This is a genomic window from Nitrospirota bacterium (assembly GCA_016195565.1).
Classification (GTDB): domain Bacteria; phylum Nitrospirota; class Thermodesulfovibrionia; order Thermodesulfovibrionales; family UBA1546; genus UBA1546.
Window position 1 is genome coordinate 282,566 of the sequence record JACPZK010000006.1, and the last position, 17,436, is coordinate 300,001.

General features: G+C 43.7%; 17 protein-coding genes and 1 other RNA gene. 11 read left to right on the forward strand and 7 right to left on the reverse strand.

Translation table 11 applies throughout. The features are described 5' to 3' along the window. Nucleotides 1-27 precede the first annotated feature (27 nt). The 3 genes from HY035_03460 to HY035_03470 all read right to left on the reverse strand — a co-directional run bounded on the left by HY035_03460 (nt 28) and on the right by HY035_03470 (nt 2,877). Entirely contained in the window at nt 28-2,280 is a 2,253-nt protein-coding gene (locus HY035_03460) for a caspase family protein (protein MBI3377449.1), read from the reverse strand. A 77-nt stretch (nt 2,281-2,357) separates the two neighbouring features. Next, nucleotides 2,358-2,684, reverse strand: coding sequence for a type II toxin-antitoxin system PemK/MazF family toxin (locus HY035_03465; protein ID MBI3377450.1), 327 nt, complete (start codon nt 2,682-2,684; stop codon nt 2,358-2,360). Beyond that, on the reverse strand, nt 2,671-2,877 hold the full coding sequence (locus HY035_03470; GenBank protein MBI3377451.1) for a hypothetical protein: 207 nt from the start codon (nt 2,875-2,877) through the stop codon (nt 2,671-2,673). Before HY035_03470 ends, HY035_03465 begins: the two co-directional genes overlap by 14 nt. 217 nt (nt 2,878-3,094) lie before the next feature. Between HY035_03470 and HY035_03475 the strand changes: the two genes are divergently transcribed. The 4 genes from HY035_03475 to HY035_03490 are packed head-to-tail and all read left to right on the forward strand — an operon-like array spanning nt 3,095 to nt 7,260. After that, on the forward strand, nt 3,095-3,877 hold the full coding sequence (locus HY035_03475; GenBank protein MBI3377452.1) for an electron transfer flavoprotein subunit beta/FixA family protein: 783 nt from the start codon (nt 3,095-3,097) through the stop codon (nt 3,875-3,877). Further along, entirely contained in the window at nt 3,868-5,061 is a 1,194-nt protein-coding gene (locus HY035_03480) for a 4Fe-4S binding protein (GenBank protein ID MBI3377453.1), read from the forward strand. Before HY035_03475 ends, HY035_03480 begins: the two co-directional genes overlap by 10 nt. Further along, nucleotides 5,058-6,002, forward strand: a complete 945-nt coding sequence (fabD, locus tag HY035_03485) for an ACP S-malonyltransferase (GenBank protein MBI3377454.1) — start codon at nt 5,058-5,060, stop codon at nt 6,000-6,002. Before HY035_03480 ends, fabD begins: the two co-directional genes overlap by 4 nt. 25 nt (nt 6,003-6,027) lie before the next feature. Further along, nucleotides 6,028-7,260, forward strand: coding sequence for an MFS transporter (locus HY035_03490; protein ID MBI3377455.1), 1,233 nt, complete (start codon nt 6,028-6,030; stop codon nt 7,258-7,260). Here HY035_03490 and HY035_03495 read toward each other — a convergent pair. From HY035_03495 to ssrS, 3 genes are all read right to left on the reverse strand, one after another. Further along, nucleotides 7,247-8,029 carry a TIGR00282 family metallophosphoesterase gene (locus HY035_03495; GenBank protein ID MBI3377456.1) on the reverse strand — a complete coding sequence of 261 codons (783 nt, stop codon included), beginning with the start codon at nt 8,027-8,029 and terminating at the stop codon, nt 7,247-7,249. The two genes, HY035_03490 and HY035_03495, sit on opposite strands and share 14 nt — an antisense overlap. 75 nt (nt 8,030-8,104) lie before the next feature. Further along, a complete protein-coding gene (gene rny, locus HY035_03500; GenBank protein MBI3377457.1) occupies nt 8,105-9,670 on the reverse strand; it encodes a ribonuclease Y in 1,566 nt (521 codons plus the stop codon). 357 nt (nt 9,671-10,027) lie between these two features. Further along, nucleotides 10,028-10,214, reverse strand: a non-coding RNA gene (gene ssrS / locus HY035_03505) — 6S RNA. Nucleotides 10,215-10,339: 125 nt separating this feature from the next. Between ssrS and HY035_03510 the strand changes: the two genes are divergently transcribed. The 6 genes from HY035_03510 to HY035_03535 all read left to right on the forward strand — a co-directional run bounded on the left by HY035_03510 (nt 10,340) and on the right by HY035_03535 (nt 15,690). Then, the gene (locus HY035_03510; GenBank protein ID MBI3377458.1) at nt 10,340-11,050 is read left to right on the forward strand and encodes a molybdenum cofactor guanylyltransferase; all 711 of its coding nucleotides are present in this window, start codon (nt 10,340-10,342) and stop codon (nt 11,048-11,050) included. Next, complete coding sequence (locus HY035_03515; GenBank protein MBI3377459.1) at nt 11,038-11,253, forward strand: twin-arginine translocase TatA/TatE family subunit; 216 nt, start codon at nt 11,038-11,040, stop codon at nt 11,251-11,253. The genes HY035_03510 and HY035_03515 overlap by 13 nt, the downstream gene beginning before the upstream one ends. Nucleotides 11,254-11,420: 167 nt before the next feature. Beyond that, entirely contained in the window at nt 11,421-12,551 is a 1,131-nt protein-coding gene (gene alr / locus HY035_03520) for an alanine racemase (GenBank protein ID MBI3377460.1), read from the forward strand. 43 nt (nt 12,552-12,594) lie between these two features. Next, the gene (locus HY035_03525; GenBank protein MBI3377461.1) at nt 12,595-13,350 is read left to right on the forward strand and encodes an ABC transporter permease; all 756 of its coding nucleotides are present in this window, start codon (nt 12,595-12,597) and stop codon (nt 13,348-13,350) included. Nucleotides 13,351-13,459: 109 nt separating this feature from the next. Beyond that, nucleotides 13,460-14,218 carry an ABC transporter ATP-binding protein gene (locus tag HY035_03530; protein ID MBI3377462.1) on the forward strand — a complete coding sequence of 253 codons (759 nt, stop codon included), beginning with the start codon at nt 13,460-13,462 and terminating at the stop codon, nt 14,216-14,218. Further along, nucleotides 14,215-15,690: an MCE family protein gene (locus tag HY035_03535; protein ID MBI3377463.1), complete on the forward strand. Its 1,476-nt coding sequence runs from the start codon at nt 14,215-14,217 to the stop codon at nt 15,688-15,690. Before HY035_03530 ends, HY035_03535 begins: the two co-directional genes overlap by 4 nt. Nucleotides 15,691-15,903: 213 nt before the next feature. Here HY035_03535 and nifS read toward each other — a convergent pair whose 3' ends face one another. Then, nucleotides 15,904-17,067 carry a cysteine desulfurase NifS gene (nifS, locus tag HY035_03540; GenBank protein ID MBI3377464.1) on the reverse strand — a complete coding sequence of 388 codons (1,164 nt, stop codon included), beginning with the start codon at nt 17,065-17,067 and terminating at the stop codon, nt 15,904-15,906. 152 nt (nt 17,068-17,219) lie between these two features. Between nifS and HY035_03545 the strand changes: the two genes are divergently transcribed. Next, a partial coding sequence (locus HY035_03545) for a hypothetical protein (protein MBI3377465.1) occupies nt 17,220-17,436 on the forward strand: 217 nt, incomplete at its 3' end.

A 17,436-nucleotide genomic window follows, 5' to 3' on the forward strand; every position in this document is an offset into this window, starting at 1 on the left:
TAAGCTGTTCCTCTTAGCCCTCTAAAATCACTTGCCTGTCTTCCCTATCGGAAAAGCCTGTCCGCTGATTGATATGGTGGGATACTGGGACTTCTTAAAGACTTTTTCTGCAAGAACAGGCACTTCACTATCAACATAATCAGCAAGCTCGGTTGTTTTCACATATCCTGTCTTTCCCTTATCAGCCTTCCCTTTTAATCCTTCTACAAGCACATAAGTGAACAAGCCATGCCCCTGATAACCTTCCACTGCCTCCTGCAAAGATGTGGATGCTGAAAGAATGGTTGAGCCCACTGCCCTGCTCAATATTTTCATTGCCGTATCCTCGCTCATCCCCCTTGTAAGCATTGCCACCTGTATTGCCTCTCCCAAAGCGCCTGCGCTGCATGTGTCAATGATAATAAGCTTCTTTGTTGCTGGAATATTTGCTATAAGCTCCTTGAGCATTCCCTGCGGCAATGCGTCTGTCTTAAGTTTTTCTGTCCTTGTTGAGCCTACATTTGAGGTTATTAGAAAATACTCTCCATCATCAACTGTTCCGTGACTTGCCACAAAAAAAACAAAGACATCATCAGGGTTCAATGCTTTATAGGCTTTAAGCTCTTTTATGATGTTTTCATTTGTTGTGTTTTCTTTTGTAATAAGTTTTTTTATGTTTACTTTTTCAAACAGCCCTGCGGTCACATTTTTAAGCGTATTTTCAAAAAGCTCTGCATCAGAAACAGCATATTTGAGTTGTAATTTTGGGTTTTTGTATTCGTTGATGCCGACTATGATGGCATTAAGAGACGGCTTTGTCAGAGATTTAAATGAGGCGGTTATCTCATGAAGCACATCATTGCTCTGCATGGTATTGTCACCATTAAAGGCGATTGCACGGATGGTGTTAATACCGTTTGTGAGTTTAAGGTTGTAGGTCTTTAAGACCTCATTCTTGTTTGTCGGGACAATTTTTACTCCCCTTGCGCTGTCAAGCACTACTGCAGAGCCGTTGAGATAGAGCCTTACGTCGCCAATACCGCCACCAATGTCAACAATCTTCAGGGTTACCTTTGCTTCATCCTTATTTGCGCTTTTCGGTGTGTCAACAATCGTCACAACCGGAGGTTGCTTAACATCAGCCAGTGTTTTAAAGTCCTTTAACGAGCCGCCTGAAAGGGCAAGCTTTACAAGGTCAGGGCGGTAGAATGCCTCACGGTAGTTTTCAATGCCATAGACGTTATTACCGATTCTCACATTCAGATGTTTATCGCCGTTGGCAGATGAGTTGTAATAGCCTTCAGGCGTGATAACTATCCATTCTCCGTCGGTGAATCGAACCATCTGTGCAACCTCTTTGCCCGTAGAGATGTCCCATATCCTTACTGTGCCATCGCGACTTCTGGAAATGGCATTTTTGCCATCGGGGGAAAAGATTGCCTTAGCCGAATTTGTATGGCCTGTAAAAGTCCTTATCTCCTTGCCCGTTGAGACATCCCAGAGCTTAATTGTGTAATCATCGCTTCCAGAAAGTGCAAACTTTCCATCAGGGGAAAAAGAGACGGCATCAACTCTATTTGCATGCCCTGTGAATATCCTTATCTCTTTGCCTGACGATATTCCCCATTGCGTGAGGGTCTTATGCCCACTTCCTGAAAGCGCATACCTTCCATCAGGGGAAAAGGCGACTGAATTAACTTGCTCTGTATGCCCTGTAAAAGTCCTTATCTCTCTGCCTGACGATATTTCCCATAGCTTGAGGGAGTGATCCCCACTTCCCGAAAGTGCATACTTTCCATCGGAAGAGATGGCAACTGAGGTAACTCTAAGAGTATGTCCTTTAAAAGTTTTTATTTCCTGACCAGTTGAAATGTCCCATAGCTTAAGGGTATCATCATGGCTTCCCGAAAGTGCATACTTTCCATCCGGGGAAAAGGAGACGGAGTTAACACGAGATGTATGCCCCTTAAATGACCTTATTTCATTTCCTGTAGCAACTTCCCAGAGCTTGAGGGTATCATCCTCACTTCCCGAAAGTGCATACTTTCCATCTGGTGAAAAGGAGACGGAATTAACATCAGATGTATGACCTTTGAATTGCCTTATCTCTTTGCCTGTAGCTATTTCCCAGAGCCTGAGGATTTTATCCTCACTCCCTGACAATGCATATCTTCCATCTGGTGAAAAGGCGATGGAGGTTATCCACTTTGTATGCCCCAACTGCACAAAAATCTCCGGCTTTTCAGAGGCAAAACAGGCTGCGAGATAATGCAAATAGCAATGAACAACAACAAATGGCAATAAACAACAAAATGAACAATAAATAAAGTAAAATAAAAAGTTATGACTACTTCCTGCTAAATGATGTGGGAAAATTTCTAAAGTGAAAACATCCTCTTTAAAATCGCCTTTAAGTGTTCTCTTTCTGAAGCATCTATTGCGCCAAATTGTTTTAAAACATAATGCTTTTCTATCGTTGCCTGCTTGCTGAGCCTGATATAAGATTCTGCAATTAAACCGCTTTCTTTCCAGTTAATAATCCGGTGATCAGTATCAGATGTATATTCCTGAGAGGTAATCCTTGCTATAAGAATATCTTGGTCGCCGGAGTCATAAAGAACTACTGCTGGCCTTTTTGATATGCCTTGCAAATCGGTATGCGGAAACCCGATGAGGATTACATCTCCAAAGCTATAAACTGTCATAAATAGCGTCTTTAGCTGAATAGCCCTTGAAAAATTCAGAAAGTGTCATATTGTTCCATAAGGCATCTTCAAGCATAACTACAACCCTAACTTTGGAATATGTTTTGAGCTTGTCCTTCAGGTCTTCAGGGATTGATAAATGCCCATCTTGCAAAACATCTGCATAGTATTCATAAGTCTGTTGAGAAGCCATTTTAAAGCCTCCTTTCTTTGACGTTCTTATTATACATTAACCACAAAAATCATGCCCCAGTTGCACAAAATTATATCAACGCCCTCTTTCCCGTCAGCTAATTTCCGCATTCTAACGGATTGTTTACCGTGTTCTCTTTACACTACCTGTCCCAAAATCGTATAATTAACATCCGTATCGTCTGTTATTAAAATAATCTTGGAGAAATTAAATAACGATGAACATTGTAGTCTGCATAAAACAGGTTCCTGACAGCGCGGAGGTAAGGATCAATCCTGAGACCAACACCCTCATCAGGGACGGCGTGCCCACCATAATAAACCCCTACGATATGCACGCAATCGAGGCAGGCCTGCAGATAAAGGAAATGACAAAAGGCAAGGTCACGGTAATAACAATGGGGCCTCCGCAGGCAGAATCAGCCTTGAGAGAGGCAATATCAATGGGAGCCGACGATGCAGTGCTTTTAAGCGACAGGGCGTTTGCAGGCGCTGATACATGGGCCACTGCTTTTACAATCTCCAGGGCAATAGCGAAAATCGGAGCAGACATCATCATCTGCGGCAAACAGGCAATCGACGGCGACACAGCGCAGGTTGGGCCGGAGATGGCAGAGTTTCTGGATATACCTCATATCGCATACATAAGAAAGATAGAGGACATAAAGCCTGATTCAATAAAAGTCCAGCGCATGATGGATGAAGGTTACGACATAGTGGAGTCCTCATTGCCTGTGCTTCTGACAGTGGTAAAGGAACTGAACCAGCCAAGGCTTCCATCCTTAAAGGGCAAAATGGCGGCAAAAAAAACAGAGATTAAAAAGTTTGGAGCTAAAGAACTTGAGATTGACGAAAAAGATACAGGGCTTAAAGGCTCTCCGACACAGGTCAAGAATATTTTTGCGCCTGAGGCTCGCGGAGACAGAAAGGTGCTGTCAGGAACGCTTGAAGAACAGGTTAATCAACTTGCAGAGGAGTTAAAGCAACTGAAATGCCTATAATTGTTGACAGGGATAAATGCACAGGCTGCGAGACATGCGTAAGTGTGTGCCCTTTTGATGCTATAAAGATAAAAGATGACGGCAAGGCATTTATAAATGAATACTGCCAGATGTGTATGGCATGTCTGAGCGCATGCCCTGAAGGCGCGATTATTGAGATAAAAGAAGAAGGCGCGCCTGTCAGCTATCAGCCGTCAGATTACAAGGGCGTCTGGGTTTTTGCAGAGCAGAGGGAAGACAGCATCGCCGCAGTCTCGCTTGAACTGCTCGGCGCAGGAAGAAGGCTTGCCGATGAACTTAAGACAGAACTCTCTGCTGTCCTGTTCGGAGCATCTGAAAAAGATGCAAATGAACTCATAAAATGGGGGGCGGATACGGTATATCACTCAGGCAATCCTGTATTTGAAAAATTCAATGATGAGCCATATTCAAAACTGCTTGTTAATCTCATTAAAGAACATAAACCCGCCATAGTCCTTGCAGGAGCAACACCAATAGGGCGCTCATTCATACCGAGGGTCGCAGCAAGTCTGAGGACAGGGCTTACAGCAGACTGCACGTCTCTTGGTATTGATAAGGATACAGGGAATCTCTTACAGGTGCGTCCTGCATTCGGCGGAAATATCATGGCAACAATATTATGCCCTAATCACAGGCCGCAGATAGCAACAGTAAGGCCGAGAGTCATGAAAAAAAGTGAATATAATCCTGAAAAAAGGGGTGAGATTGTCTCAGTAGATACAGAAAATCTAACCAGTAGAACAAGGGTTATAGAAACGATAAAAGAGACTTTGGGATGTAAGGTAAATCTTCAGGAGGCAGATATAATCATAGCAGGCGGCAGGGGACTTGGAGATACAAAAGGGTTCAATCTCCTCTTTGAACTTGCAGAAATACTCGGAGGCACTGTTGGCGCCTCAAGGGCAGCGGTGGACGAGGGCTGGATTCAATACAGGCATCAGGTAGGACAGACAGGCAAAACAGTCTGCCCTAAGATATATATAGCATGCGGAATATCAGGCGCAGTCCAGCATCTTGTGGGCATGCAGTCATCGGATATAATTATTGCAATAAATAAAAATCCTGAGGCTCCGATATTCAATGTCGCGACTTACGGAATAGTCGGCGACCTATTCGAAGTGCTGCCGTTGCTGATAAAAAAACTGAAAGAGATTAAGTCGTGAAACTCGCCTTTGTCTTTCCCGGACAGGGCGCGCAGCATGTAGGCATGGGGAAAAACCTATATGAAAATTTCGATGAAGTAAAAACACTTTATAAAGCAGCCTCGGACGCGCTGGGCTATGATGTTGCTGATTTAAGTTTTAACGGCCCTGCTGAAGAGCTTAACAAGACTCATAGAACCCAGCCGTGTCTTCTTGCGGCGAGCATGGCAGCATACACAGCCTTGAAGGTAAAAGGAATAAAACCATCAGTTGTTGCAGGCCACAGCCTCGGCGAATACTCAGCGCTTGTTGCGTCATCGGTCTTTTCATTCAGAGATGCTGTAAAACTCACAGAGAAACGCGGGCAGCTTATGCAGCAGGCGGTTCCTGAAGGCAAAGGACTCATGGCTGCTATTCTTGGACTGGATAAGGATAAGGTCAATGAGATATGCTCTTCTGTGCGCTCGGGTTATGCTGCGCCTGCCAATTATAACTGTCCCGGACAGATAGTAATCTCAGGCGAGAAAGAAGCAATTGAAGAGGCGATGAAACTCCTGAAAGATGCAGGCGCAAAAAGGACAATACTATTAGCAGTAAGCGCTCCGTCACACTGCGCCCTAATGGAAAATGCCTCCAGAGCGCTCTCTGAGTTCTTATTACTTGAAAATATAGAAATGAGTGCCCCCTCTATTCCCGTTGTAAGCAATGCAGCTGCAACATTTCTGGACACTGTTGACAGCATAAAGGCATCGCTTGTAAAACAACTCAGCCATCCTGTTTTATGGGAAGATTCTATTAAGACGATTGTTAATTCAGGGATAAATACATTCGTAGAAACAGGCCCCGGCAAAGTCCTTTCAGGATTGATTAAGAGAATAGAGCCTGAGGCAGTGATATTTAATGTGGAAGACATGGGAAGTCTTGAGAAAACAGTTGCAGGACTTAAAGAGATTGAGGATTGAATTCACATTAAGTATATAATATCCCATGCCGTTAAAGAACAAAAAGCAGGTCATTAGCTGGTGTCTTTTTGATTTTGCGAATTCAAGCTACTCCGCAGTAATAAGCGCAGTTATCTTCCCCGTCTATTTTGCAAATTATATCGTAGGCAATGAATCAGGGCTTGGCGACCTGTGGTGGGGAAGAGCAGTTTCATTAAGCATGGCTGTTGTAGTTCTCACCTCACCTTTTCTCGGAGGCATTGCGGATTTCAGCGGCATAAGAAAAAGGCTTCTTTTCATATACACTCTGCTGTGCGTCTCTGCGGTCGCCTCTTTTTCTATGATTCAGAAGGGCATGGTAATTGAGGGATTCCTCTTTGCTGTTCTTGCCAATATCGGTATGGAAGGAGGATTTGCATTTTACAATTCATTCCTTCCTGAGATAGCTGAAAAGGAATATCATGGAAGGGTATCTGCATGGGGATATGCTGTAGGCTATGCAGGCTCGATATTATCGCTTATTATTGCGCTTCCGCTCGTGAGCAAGGGACATTTTGATTTAACATGGCTCATGGTTGCGGTTTTTTTCTCTATTTTCTCTATACCTGCATTTTTATTCTTACCGCATGATATGAAAGGAGGACTGAGCATAACACATTCATCCTCGAGAGGAATCCGATACACATGGAGCACGTTCAAAAAAATCTGGACGCAGAGGGAGTTGAGAAAATTTTTGTTATCCTATCTTATTTATGAGGACGGGGTAAACACGGTCATCGTTTTTTCGAGCATCTTTGCGGCAACCACGCTTGGATTCAATGCCCGGGATCTGATAATGCTCTACCTGCTTGTGCAGATAACAGCCCTTGCAGGAGCATTCATAATGGCAAAACCCATTGATCTCTGGGGACCCAAAAAAGTCGTGTCCATATCCTTGATGATGTGGGCTGGAGTCTCGATACTCGCTTATTTTGCACAGTTGAAATCCCAGTTCTTTGTAATAGCAGTTATAGCAGGCTTCGGGCTCGGCGCTGTTCAGGCAGCAACAAGGGCTTTCTTTACGCAATTTATTCCGCCTGAACATGAATCAGAATACTTCGGGGTATTTTCCATGGTAGGAAAATCTTCAGCTATATTCGGGCCGCTGCTGTTCGGATACATATCATCCTCATTTGGAAGCCAGCGTCCTGCAATATTATCAGTGGCAGTATTTTTCATTGTGGGCCTTATAAGCCTTCATTTTGTAAAAGGCGGAGGGCCGAATGTCAGGGATATTTAAGCTGTAATCTCTGAATTGCGGTTGCTTTTCCGGTCTTTTCATCTATCTCTATAACTACTGCTGACAATATCCCTTCGCCCTTAGCCACTTCAAATTTCATAGGCATCTGAAGCAGAAACCGCTCTATAATCTGCTCTTTCTCAATCCCTATAACAGAAACCGCAGGCCCTGTCATTCCGACATCCGTAATATATGCGGTGCCGTTAGGAAGTATCTTTTCATCTGCAGTCTGCACATGCGTATGCGTGCCGATAACCGCGCTTACTTTACCGTCAACAAAATAACCGAACGCTATCTTTTCCGAAGTTGCCTCTGCATGAAAGTCCACTATAATTATATCCGTGGATTCTCTTAGTTTCTTAATCTCTTCCTTGCCGGTCCTGAACGGACAGTCAAGGGCTGACATAAAAACCCTGCCTGAGATATTCAGCACTCCGACCTTTGTTCCGTTTGAAAGAGCATGCACTACGCTGCCGCATCCCGGCACACCAGGCGGATAGTTCACGGGCCTGAGTATTCTGTCTTCTTTTATAATGTAAGGAATAGAATCCTTTTTATCCCATATATGATTTCCGGTTGTAATGACATGAATACCGCAATTCAGTATCTCGCCGGCTGTTTTGTCTGTCACGCCAAAACCGCCGGCAATATTCTCACCGTTTGCAATTACAAAGTCTATTTTGTACCTGTCAACGATATTGGGCAGGAGTCCCTTGATGGTTGTCCTGCCGACCTTGCCGACTATATCGCCTATGAATAATATCTTCATAATTAAAAGTTAAGAGTTAGAAGTTAAGAGTTAAGAGTTTTAATTTTGCATTTTTAACTTTCAACTTGTAACTTGTTATTTCGCGTATTCCACATACCTGGATTCTCTTATAACAGTAACCTTTATCTGTCCCGGATACGTCATCTCGGATTCTATCTTCTTTGCCAGATCCTTGGACATTACCGCTGACATGTCATCAGTCATATCTTCTGGCCTTACAATTATTCTTATCTCCCTGCCGGCCTGTATTGCATAGCATTTCTCCACACCTTTATACGACATGGCCATTTTTTCAAGATTCTCAAGCCGCTTCAGATAATTCTCTATGCTTTCTCTTCTGACGCCCGGCCTTGCAGCGGAAAGCGCATCAGCAGCGGCAACCAGCGCCGCTTCTGCTGTTATGGGGTCACCCTCTCCGTGGTGAACCATTATTGCATTTACCACCTTCGGATTTTCACCGTGTTTTTTTGCAATGTTTGCCCCAATTTCCTGATGCGAACCCTCAACCTCATGGTCCACTGCCTTGCCTATATCATGTAGAAGTCCTGCCCTTTTGGCAAGCTTGACGTCAATGCCGAGTTCGCCTGCCATCATGCCTGCAAGATACGCCACCTCTTTTGAATGCTGAAGCACAGGCTGTCCGTATGAGGTCCTATATTTGAGTCTGCCGAGAAGTTTTATTATCTCAGGATGTATCCCTGAAAGCCCGATATCAAAAACTGCCTTTTCTCCTTCTTCCCTTATTTTTGCATCTACCTCTTTCTTAACCTTTTCAACAACCTCCTCTATTCTCGTCGGATGTATCCTGCCGTCCGCAATAAGCCTCTCAAGTGAAATCCTCGCAATCTCTCTCCTTACAGGGTCAAAAGCCGAGAGAGTTACAAGCTCAGGAGTATCATCAACAAGCAGGTCCACGCCTGTAGCCGCCTCAAGCGCGCGGATATTCCTGCCTTCTCTTCCTATTATCCTGCCCTTCATTTCGTCATTCGGAAGGCTTACTGCCGATGCTGTGGCATCTGCAACATACTCACTCGCATATCTCTGTATGGCAAAGCTTATTGTTTCCTTGGCTTTTTTCTCGGCTGTTTCTTTCACCTCATCTTCTATAGCCTTTGCAAGTTTTGCCGCCTCAAAACGGGATTCCTCTTCCACCCTCTTAAACAGTTCTGCCTTTGCCTCCTCAGAACTTGTTCCTGAGATTCTTTCAAGCTGAAGAGTCTGCTCCTTTAACATCTGATTGTATCGGTTATCTTTCTCCTGTATGGCCCGCTCTTTTGAGGCGTATTCTTTTTCCCTTCTTGTAAGGTCATGTTCCCTTTTATCTATCTGGTCAAACTTGCGGTCTAATGTCTCCTCTTTCTGCCTGAGCCTTTTATCAAGCTGGGTTAACTCAAAACGCCTCTCTTTCAGGTCTTTCTCTGCCTCCGCCTTAGCCTGATAGACAATGTCCTTTGCCTCAAGAGATGCCTCCTTTTTTCTGGTCTCTGCTTCTTTTTTTGCCTCTTCAAACAGTTTTATTTTTTCTTTCTCAATATCTAATTGCCGCGGCTTCAGAGAGCTTCTATATATAAAGCTCATAATCACTCCAACACCAACACCGACGCCGACAGCAATTAACACTAGATATGCTGTATCAATCATTGGATACTATCCTCCTTTTCACTCTATATTTAACGCAAAAATACGGTATCAATAAATACCGCATGCGTGCTCACTCATTGGGTACAAGTTAAAAAGGTTTTTGCGCAACAACAAAAATCTGTTCTTACGCGTTTCAGGCAGGAGATATAGGTTTAAGTGTTTCTGTTAAGGAGTAAGCGGGAATATATGCCCGGCATGTATTTTACAGGCATACTTTATTATACGGCTCAATAAGCCGAGCCAACAATCAAACCCTTTATTTATATTTTCCCTCAGAAACATAAATTCCACTTTAAACGCCTGCCCAGCCTTTCTAACTAAGCGAAAGGAAACAAAAGTTTCACCTTTCAAAGGTAAAATAAACCCACCCTGCCGTGCAAATAAATAATCAGATCCGCCCATAAATATAGGTGGGTGTCTTGAAGGAGACTTCAGGCTTTCTCATTATTAATGAGACATGCACACCGTCCTCCTTACTCAGACTCCCTAAAGATCTAATTTGCCGGATCAACTTTTTCATCTGTCACCAACAGGGCAGGTAGCCCTATCACCCCTTCTATTTATTTTATAACAAAAGCAGCGCATTTAAGCAAGAAAAAATCTTTCCCATGAGCACTTTTTAGCTTGTATTAAAAATATTTTTTGAATAGACTATTGCGATAACTAAAAATGGCTATGACAGGAACAATCTTAGCAGGCGGAGAGAACCGGAGGATCCCATTGCTGAAGGGACACATTGAAGTCAATGGGAAAAAAATAATTGATTCCAGTGTCAATCTGATGAGAAACTTATTCGGAAGGGCAGTTATAAGCACAAATACACCGGAACTTTATTTTTACTGCGGGGCTCCGATGATAGGAGACATTATCAATCAAAGGGGGCCGCTCACCGGCATCTTCTCTGTCCTGTCAAACATAAAGGATGATGCGATATTCGTAGTCGCCTGTGATATGCCTTTCCTAAGCGAAAAACTAATCAGGTATATGGTTGAAAGATTTAATACAGAATACAGAATACAGAACACAATCCCCCCCACCCACCCCTCCCCATCGAGGGGGGAGGGCAAGGGAGGGGGTGAACGTCTGGACTCTGGACCCTGGACTCTGGACTCTGAGCAGAGGTATGATGCTGCGATACCTGTATTTGAAGGGAAGCCGCAGCCTCTTTTCGGGATCTATTCAAAAAATATTCTCGGCATCATTGAAGAAAGACTTAATAAAGGACTAAAGAAACTTAAGGATATGTTGACAGAGATTAACGTCTTATATATAAAAGAGGAAGAGGTAAGGCAGATAGACCCTGAAGGCAGGTCCTTTCTGAATATCAATACAATGGAAGACTTAGAGAAAGTTAGAGGAGGTAATATATGTTTGGTTTAGGGATGCAAGAGCTGATCATTATACTGGTAATCGTAATTGTCCTTTTTGGAGCCAAGCGGCTGCCGGAACTCGCAGGCGGTATTGGAAAAGCCATAAAAAATTTCAAGAAATCAATGTCAGAGCCTGACGAGATAGACGTCACACCAAAAAAACCAACTGAAGAAGACAAAGAAAAGAAAGAAAAAACAGAAGAGGAGAAATAATGAGTTATAACCTGACATATATAACGCTGCATTAAGTTGTCATTGCGAGCGATAGCGAAGCAATCTAAAAGCCTTAGGTTATCAAGAGATTGCTTTGTCGTTACACTCCTCGCAATGACAGTACGGATGTCTCTTTATTTATGCAAGGCTATAAAGTGGTTTAGAGTATGGAAAGAGGACCAATAGCAGAGATAGACTTCAGCGCTATCGCACATAATTTTAAAACAGCAAAAAAGATAACAGGAACCGGAACAGTCATAGCTGTTGTAAAGGCAGACGGCTATGGCCACGGCGCTGTTGAAGTTTCCCGCCGGCTTGTCAAAGAAGGGGCTTCGTATCTTGCGGTGGCATACACATCAGAAGCCATAGCCCTGAGACGTGCAGGCATTAAAGCTCCGATAATTATACTTTTTGATAAAAATAATATAGAAGACTATTTTAAATACAACCTGATACCTGTGGTCCATGACGTTAAAACAGCGCAAAGATTCTCTAAAGAAGCAAAGGCAGGAAAACATAATATCAATCTGCACATAAAAGTGGATACAGGCATGGGAAGGCTCGGTTTTAACATGGAGGACGTAGAAAAAGAGATGAGCGCAATAGGCAAAATGAATTTCATATCGGTCAGAGGGCTTATGAGCCATTTTTCCGATGCCGACCTTTCTGACAGGTCATACGCCTTAATGCAGGTTGAGAGATTTAACAAAGCAAAGAGCATCCTCAGTAAAAAGGGCATCAAACGGATTCTTTGCCATATGGCTAACAGCGCCGCTGTCATGACCCTTCCCGAATCGTACTTTGATGCCGTCAGACCCGGATTGATGCTCTATGGCTATTCGCCGATACAGTCGTCAGTCAAAAACTCTGAACTCAAAACTCTCAACTCTAAACTCATTCCATCCATGACTGTTAAGACAAATATTCTCTCTATAAGAAGATTTAAAAAAGGAACGCCTGTAAGCTATGGAAGGACCTTTATTACAGCAAGGGAAAGCCTTATAGCGGTACTGCCGGTTGGTTATGCTGATGGATATCCGAGAGTTCTGTCAAATAATGCGGATGTTATTATCAGAGGGAAACGCGCCCCTGTAGCCGGCAGGATATGCATGGACACTACGATGGCGGATGTTACGGAAATCGGGGATGTCTCTGAAGGAGATGAGGTTGTTCTGCTTGGCAGACATAAAAATACTGCCGTTACAGCATTTGAACTTGCAGAAAGGGCAAGAACAATTCCATATGAAATCCTGACCTCTCTGGGTAATAAATCGCGACGGGTATACATTAATGGCTAATATTCTGCTTAAACCTGTTGAATTGTTAGGGCGTTCAGTCACGATGTCCTGGCGCACTTTTGTGTTATTTACTGCAGAACTCGGGAGTATCATGCTCTTTCTGTGTTCTGCAATAAAACAGCTTGTGTTGCCGCCATTTGAACTTAAAAACACATTCAAGCAGGTAGTTGAGATTGGGATTAAATCCCTGCCTGTCGTGCTTATCACAGCGGTATTTACAGGCATGGTCCTTGCGCTTCAGAGCTACACGGGATTTAAGAGATTCAATGCCGAAGTAATGGTTGGAACAGTCGTCGCCCTTTCTATCACACGCGAACTCGGGCCTGTACTTACAGGACTGATAGTTGCAGGAAGGGCTGGCGCCGCCATGGCCGCAGAGCTTGGCACAATGCGCGTGACAGAACAGATAGATGCCCTCGAAACATTAGCCACAAACCCTGTGAAGTATCTGGTTGTGCCGAGGTTTATTGCAGGCATAATCATACTTCCTTCTCTGACAGTTGTAGCTGACATCATAGGAATTATTGGAGGATTCTTTGTTACAGTGAATGTCTTAGGCGCTAATTCATCGGTCTACTGGAGAAGGACATGGGATTACCTTGAAACAAGCGACATATACAACGGCCTTATTAAAGCGTGTTTTTTTGGCGCATCCATTGCTATAATAAGCTGCTATAAGGGTTTTTATACCTCAGGAGGCGCTGAAGGCGTTGGAAAGGCTACAACAGGAGCTGTGGTCTTGTCATCAATGACCATATTAATTTCCGACTACTTTTTATCGGCATGGCTGTTTAAATGATAAATAAGATTGCTTCGTCGTCCCGACAAATCGGGACTCCTCGCAATGACACCTTCACTATTTGTCATTGCGAGCGAAGCGAAGCAATCTCAGTTAAATTTGGAACTGAATGATAGAGATTGTAGATTTGTATAAGGCTTTTGGCAGAAACCATGTGCTCAGAGGCGCAAACCTCAAAATTGAGAAGGGCGAAAGCATGGTGGTAATAGGAGGAAGCGGTTCGGGAAAGAGTGTTCTTATAAAACATATTATAGGCACGCTTAAGCCTGACAGCGGCTCTATATTGATAGACGGAGTTGATATTGCAAAACTCAGCGAAAATGAACTATATGAGACAAGGAAAAGATTCGGCATGCTTTTTCAGATGGCAGCCTTGTTTGATTCAATGAAAGTATGGGAAAATGTAGCGTTCGCTTTAATGAGGCACGGTAAATTGAAAGAGAAAGACGCAAAAGAAATAGCAAGCGAAAAACTGAGAATGGTCGGTTTGATAGGAGTTGAGGACCTTATGCCTTCTGAACTTTCAGGAGGAATGAAAAAAAGGGTCGGACTTGCAAGGGCAATAGCCCACTCTCCTGAAATACTCCTGTACGACGAGCCTACCACAGGGCTTGACCCAATAATGGCTGACGCAATAAATGACCTTATAATAGAGATGAAACAGAAACTTTCGGTCACATCAGTGGCTATAACGCATGACATGCACAGCGCATACAAGATTGCAGACAGGATTGCAATGCTCTATGAAGGCAGAATAATTGCCACCGGCACACCGGATGAAATAAAAAACACAGACAATGCAACAGTAAGGCAGTTTATAACCGGAAGCGCAGTCGGCCCAATAAAGATAGAAGGAGTAACTGCATGAAAGGCCTTTCTACAGAGCTGAAAGTAGGTTCTTTTGCGCTTATAATTATTGCTCTCCTGACATACATGACATTTAAGGTCGGCGGCTTTGAATGGGTAAAAAAGAAAGGATACGTAGTCTATGCCGAGTTTAAAAATATCGGAGGCCTTGACGAAAAGACAAGGATAAAGGTTGCCGGTGTTGATGCCGGCATCATTGAAAGAATTGAACTCAGGAATGGGAGGGCAAGGCTAACCCTCAGAATAGACAGGAATGTTGTGCTGTATTCAGACACCTCCGTAGGCGTAAAAGCAACAGGCCTTCTCGGAGACAAATATCTTGAACTGAAAATAGGTTCGCAGCCGCCGCCGCTGAAGGACGGAGACACGATAAAAAATGTTATAGAAATCGTGGACATTGACGATCTGGTAAGGAATCTCACGGATGTCTCTACAAACATCAACAATTTCGCATCCGCCCTCAACGAATCCATAGGCACGCCGGAGGGAAAAGCAGCGCTCAAGGAATCTATCCTGAACCTTAGAGATATCACTGCAGGACTTAAAGATACAATATCCGTAAATGACAAAAAGATGCGGAAAGCGCTCGACAATATCAACGATTTCATCGCATCCATACACGACCTTGTAGAGAAAAACAAGGAGCCGCTGACAGCAACAATCGGCAATGTAAAAGATTTTTCAGCCTCTCTGAAAAAAGACGGGCCCGACCTTGTGGCAAACCTTGGAAAGGCGTCTGAAGAGCTCAAGGCAATGCTCGAGGAAAACAGGCCCTCTATCAAGAGCGCTACGGAATCAATTGACACCATCTCCAAAAAAATTGCGGACGGCGAAGGCAGCATCGGCAAACTTGTTAAGGATGACAGGCTCTATGAGTCGCTGAATAAAGCCGCCGAAGGCGTTAATAAGCAATTAGGAGCTATAGACAGATTTAGGACCTTCATAACATTTCAGGCTGATTATCTCACAAAACCAAAAGATGCCAAAGGGCAATTCTACGTGACACTCCAGCCGAAACCTGACAAATACTACATTTTCGGTATTGTCGGCGACCCTGTGGCGAATGTCACGACAACTACCACAACTACAAACGGCTCAACTGTCACAGAAGAGAAGGCAGAGAAAAAGATAGAGTTTACAGCGCAGTTTGCAAAGAGATTTCAGGATCTTGCTCTTAGAATCGGCCTTACTGAAAACACAATAGGAGTCGGCGCGGATTATTTTTTCCTTAAGGACAAGATAAAACTCACCGCTGATGTCTGGGATTTCGCAAAAGACGAAGAGGGCTCAAAACAGCCGCATGTAAAGGTAGGAGTTGATTACTACATATTCAAACATATATTCCTTTCCGCAGGCGGCGATAATATCCTTAACAAAAAGCGGCGCGGAGCCTACGCAGGCGCCGGGGTGAGATTTGAGGATGAAGACCTGAAATATCTATTCGGGACAGTGCCGAAAGTGCCGGGAAAGTAATTGTTACACAGCCTGATACCAAAAGATAAGAGATAAAATCTCAGCGCTCTGCAAAGTGCATGGTTAAAGTTAGTGTAGTGTCTCACAAATAAGTTACACAATTATGTCATTCCTGCGAAAGCAGGAATCCAGAAAAAACAAGGACTGGATTCCGCATCAAGTGCGGAATGACACGTCAAAAACTATAAAAAACTGTTACAGACAGGACACCATCTATAACTTGCCCCTTCCATAAGGCGAGAGATTTCTGAGTTCCTTTATAATCGCCGGCATTACTTCAATAACCTTTTCCACCTCTGCCTCAGTGTTATACCGGCTCAATGAAAATCTGACAGAGCCGTGAATCGCTGTAGCAGGAACATCCATTGCCATTAAGACAGGGGAAGGCGCAAGAGAGCCTGATGTGCATGCTGAGCCTGATGAGGCGCAGATGCCAAATTCGTTAAGCCTCAGAAGAATTGCCTCGCCTTCAACATATTCAAAACTTAGGTTTGTGGTATTCGGCAATCTGTTATTCACATCTCCATTCACCCTCGCATCTGGGCACAATTTTAAAAGTGATGCTTCAAGTCTATCCCTCAGCCTTTTCAGATAGGTCATCTCTTTATAGAGATTTTCGCCTGCAAGCTCACATGCCCTGCCGAGTCCCACGATTGAAGCCACATTTTCTGTCCCTGCCCTCCTGCCATGTTCCTGATGACCGCCGATAATATATGAATGAAACCTTGTCCCTTTTCTGACATACAGCGCGCCGATACCTTTCGGCGCATGGAGTTTATGCCCTGACAATGAGAGCATATCAACAGAAAGCTTCTTTAAATCTATGGGAATTTTGCCTGCTGCCTGAACAGCATCGGTATGAAATAAGATACCCCTCTCTTTGAGCATCTCTCCTATTTCCATCAGAGGGAATATCACCCCTGTTTCATTGTTTGCATACATCAGAGACACCAGAGCAGTATTATCATCAATTGCCTTGGAGAAATCATCCAATCTAAGTCTCCCATGCTTATCTACAGAGACGAAGGTAATGCTATAGCCTTTACGCGCAAGATGCTTGCAGAAATTTAACACCGCCGGGTGTTCCACCCTTGACGTAACGATGTGCCTTTTCTGAGGCAGAGACTCAACAGCGCTCATAATAGCTGTATTGTCACTCTCAGTTCCGCAGCTCGTGAATATTATCTCTTCCGGCTCTGCATTAAGAAGCTTTGCAACCCTTGCCCTCGCCTCTTCAATGCTTTTGTGCAGCTGTCCTCCGAATGTATGCGTGCTTGAGGGATTGCCGTACATTTCTTTCAGATAAGGGAGCATCTCCTCAAGAACTTCAGGGGCAATGCTTGTCGTAGCGTTATTGTCAAGATATATGGTCTTCATTATCTGCTTTTTAGAATTATATCACAGCAGCATGCTTCTATAATAAAAAACATCTTAATAATTTTCTTCTTGACTTTTGTATTCTGCAAATGCAAAAATTTTCTTGCTGTTCAGGTTAGAGCTTTCCGTTGTTAACACTTGGGGGGATGACAATGAAGCGGCTTAGACCGGTCTTAACTGTCTTGTTCCTATTCATAACAATAGCTTTCTTCCTTTCATTTGCAGCCTATTCTCATGCAATAACCATAACCGGCTCTGAAACAGTAACAACAAACAGCAATACAGCATATACGGCAACAGGCTGCAGCGGTTCTGTATCATGGAGCGTTACAGGCACAGGCGCAAGCATCAATTCAAACGGCGTTTTAA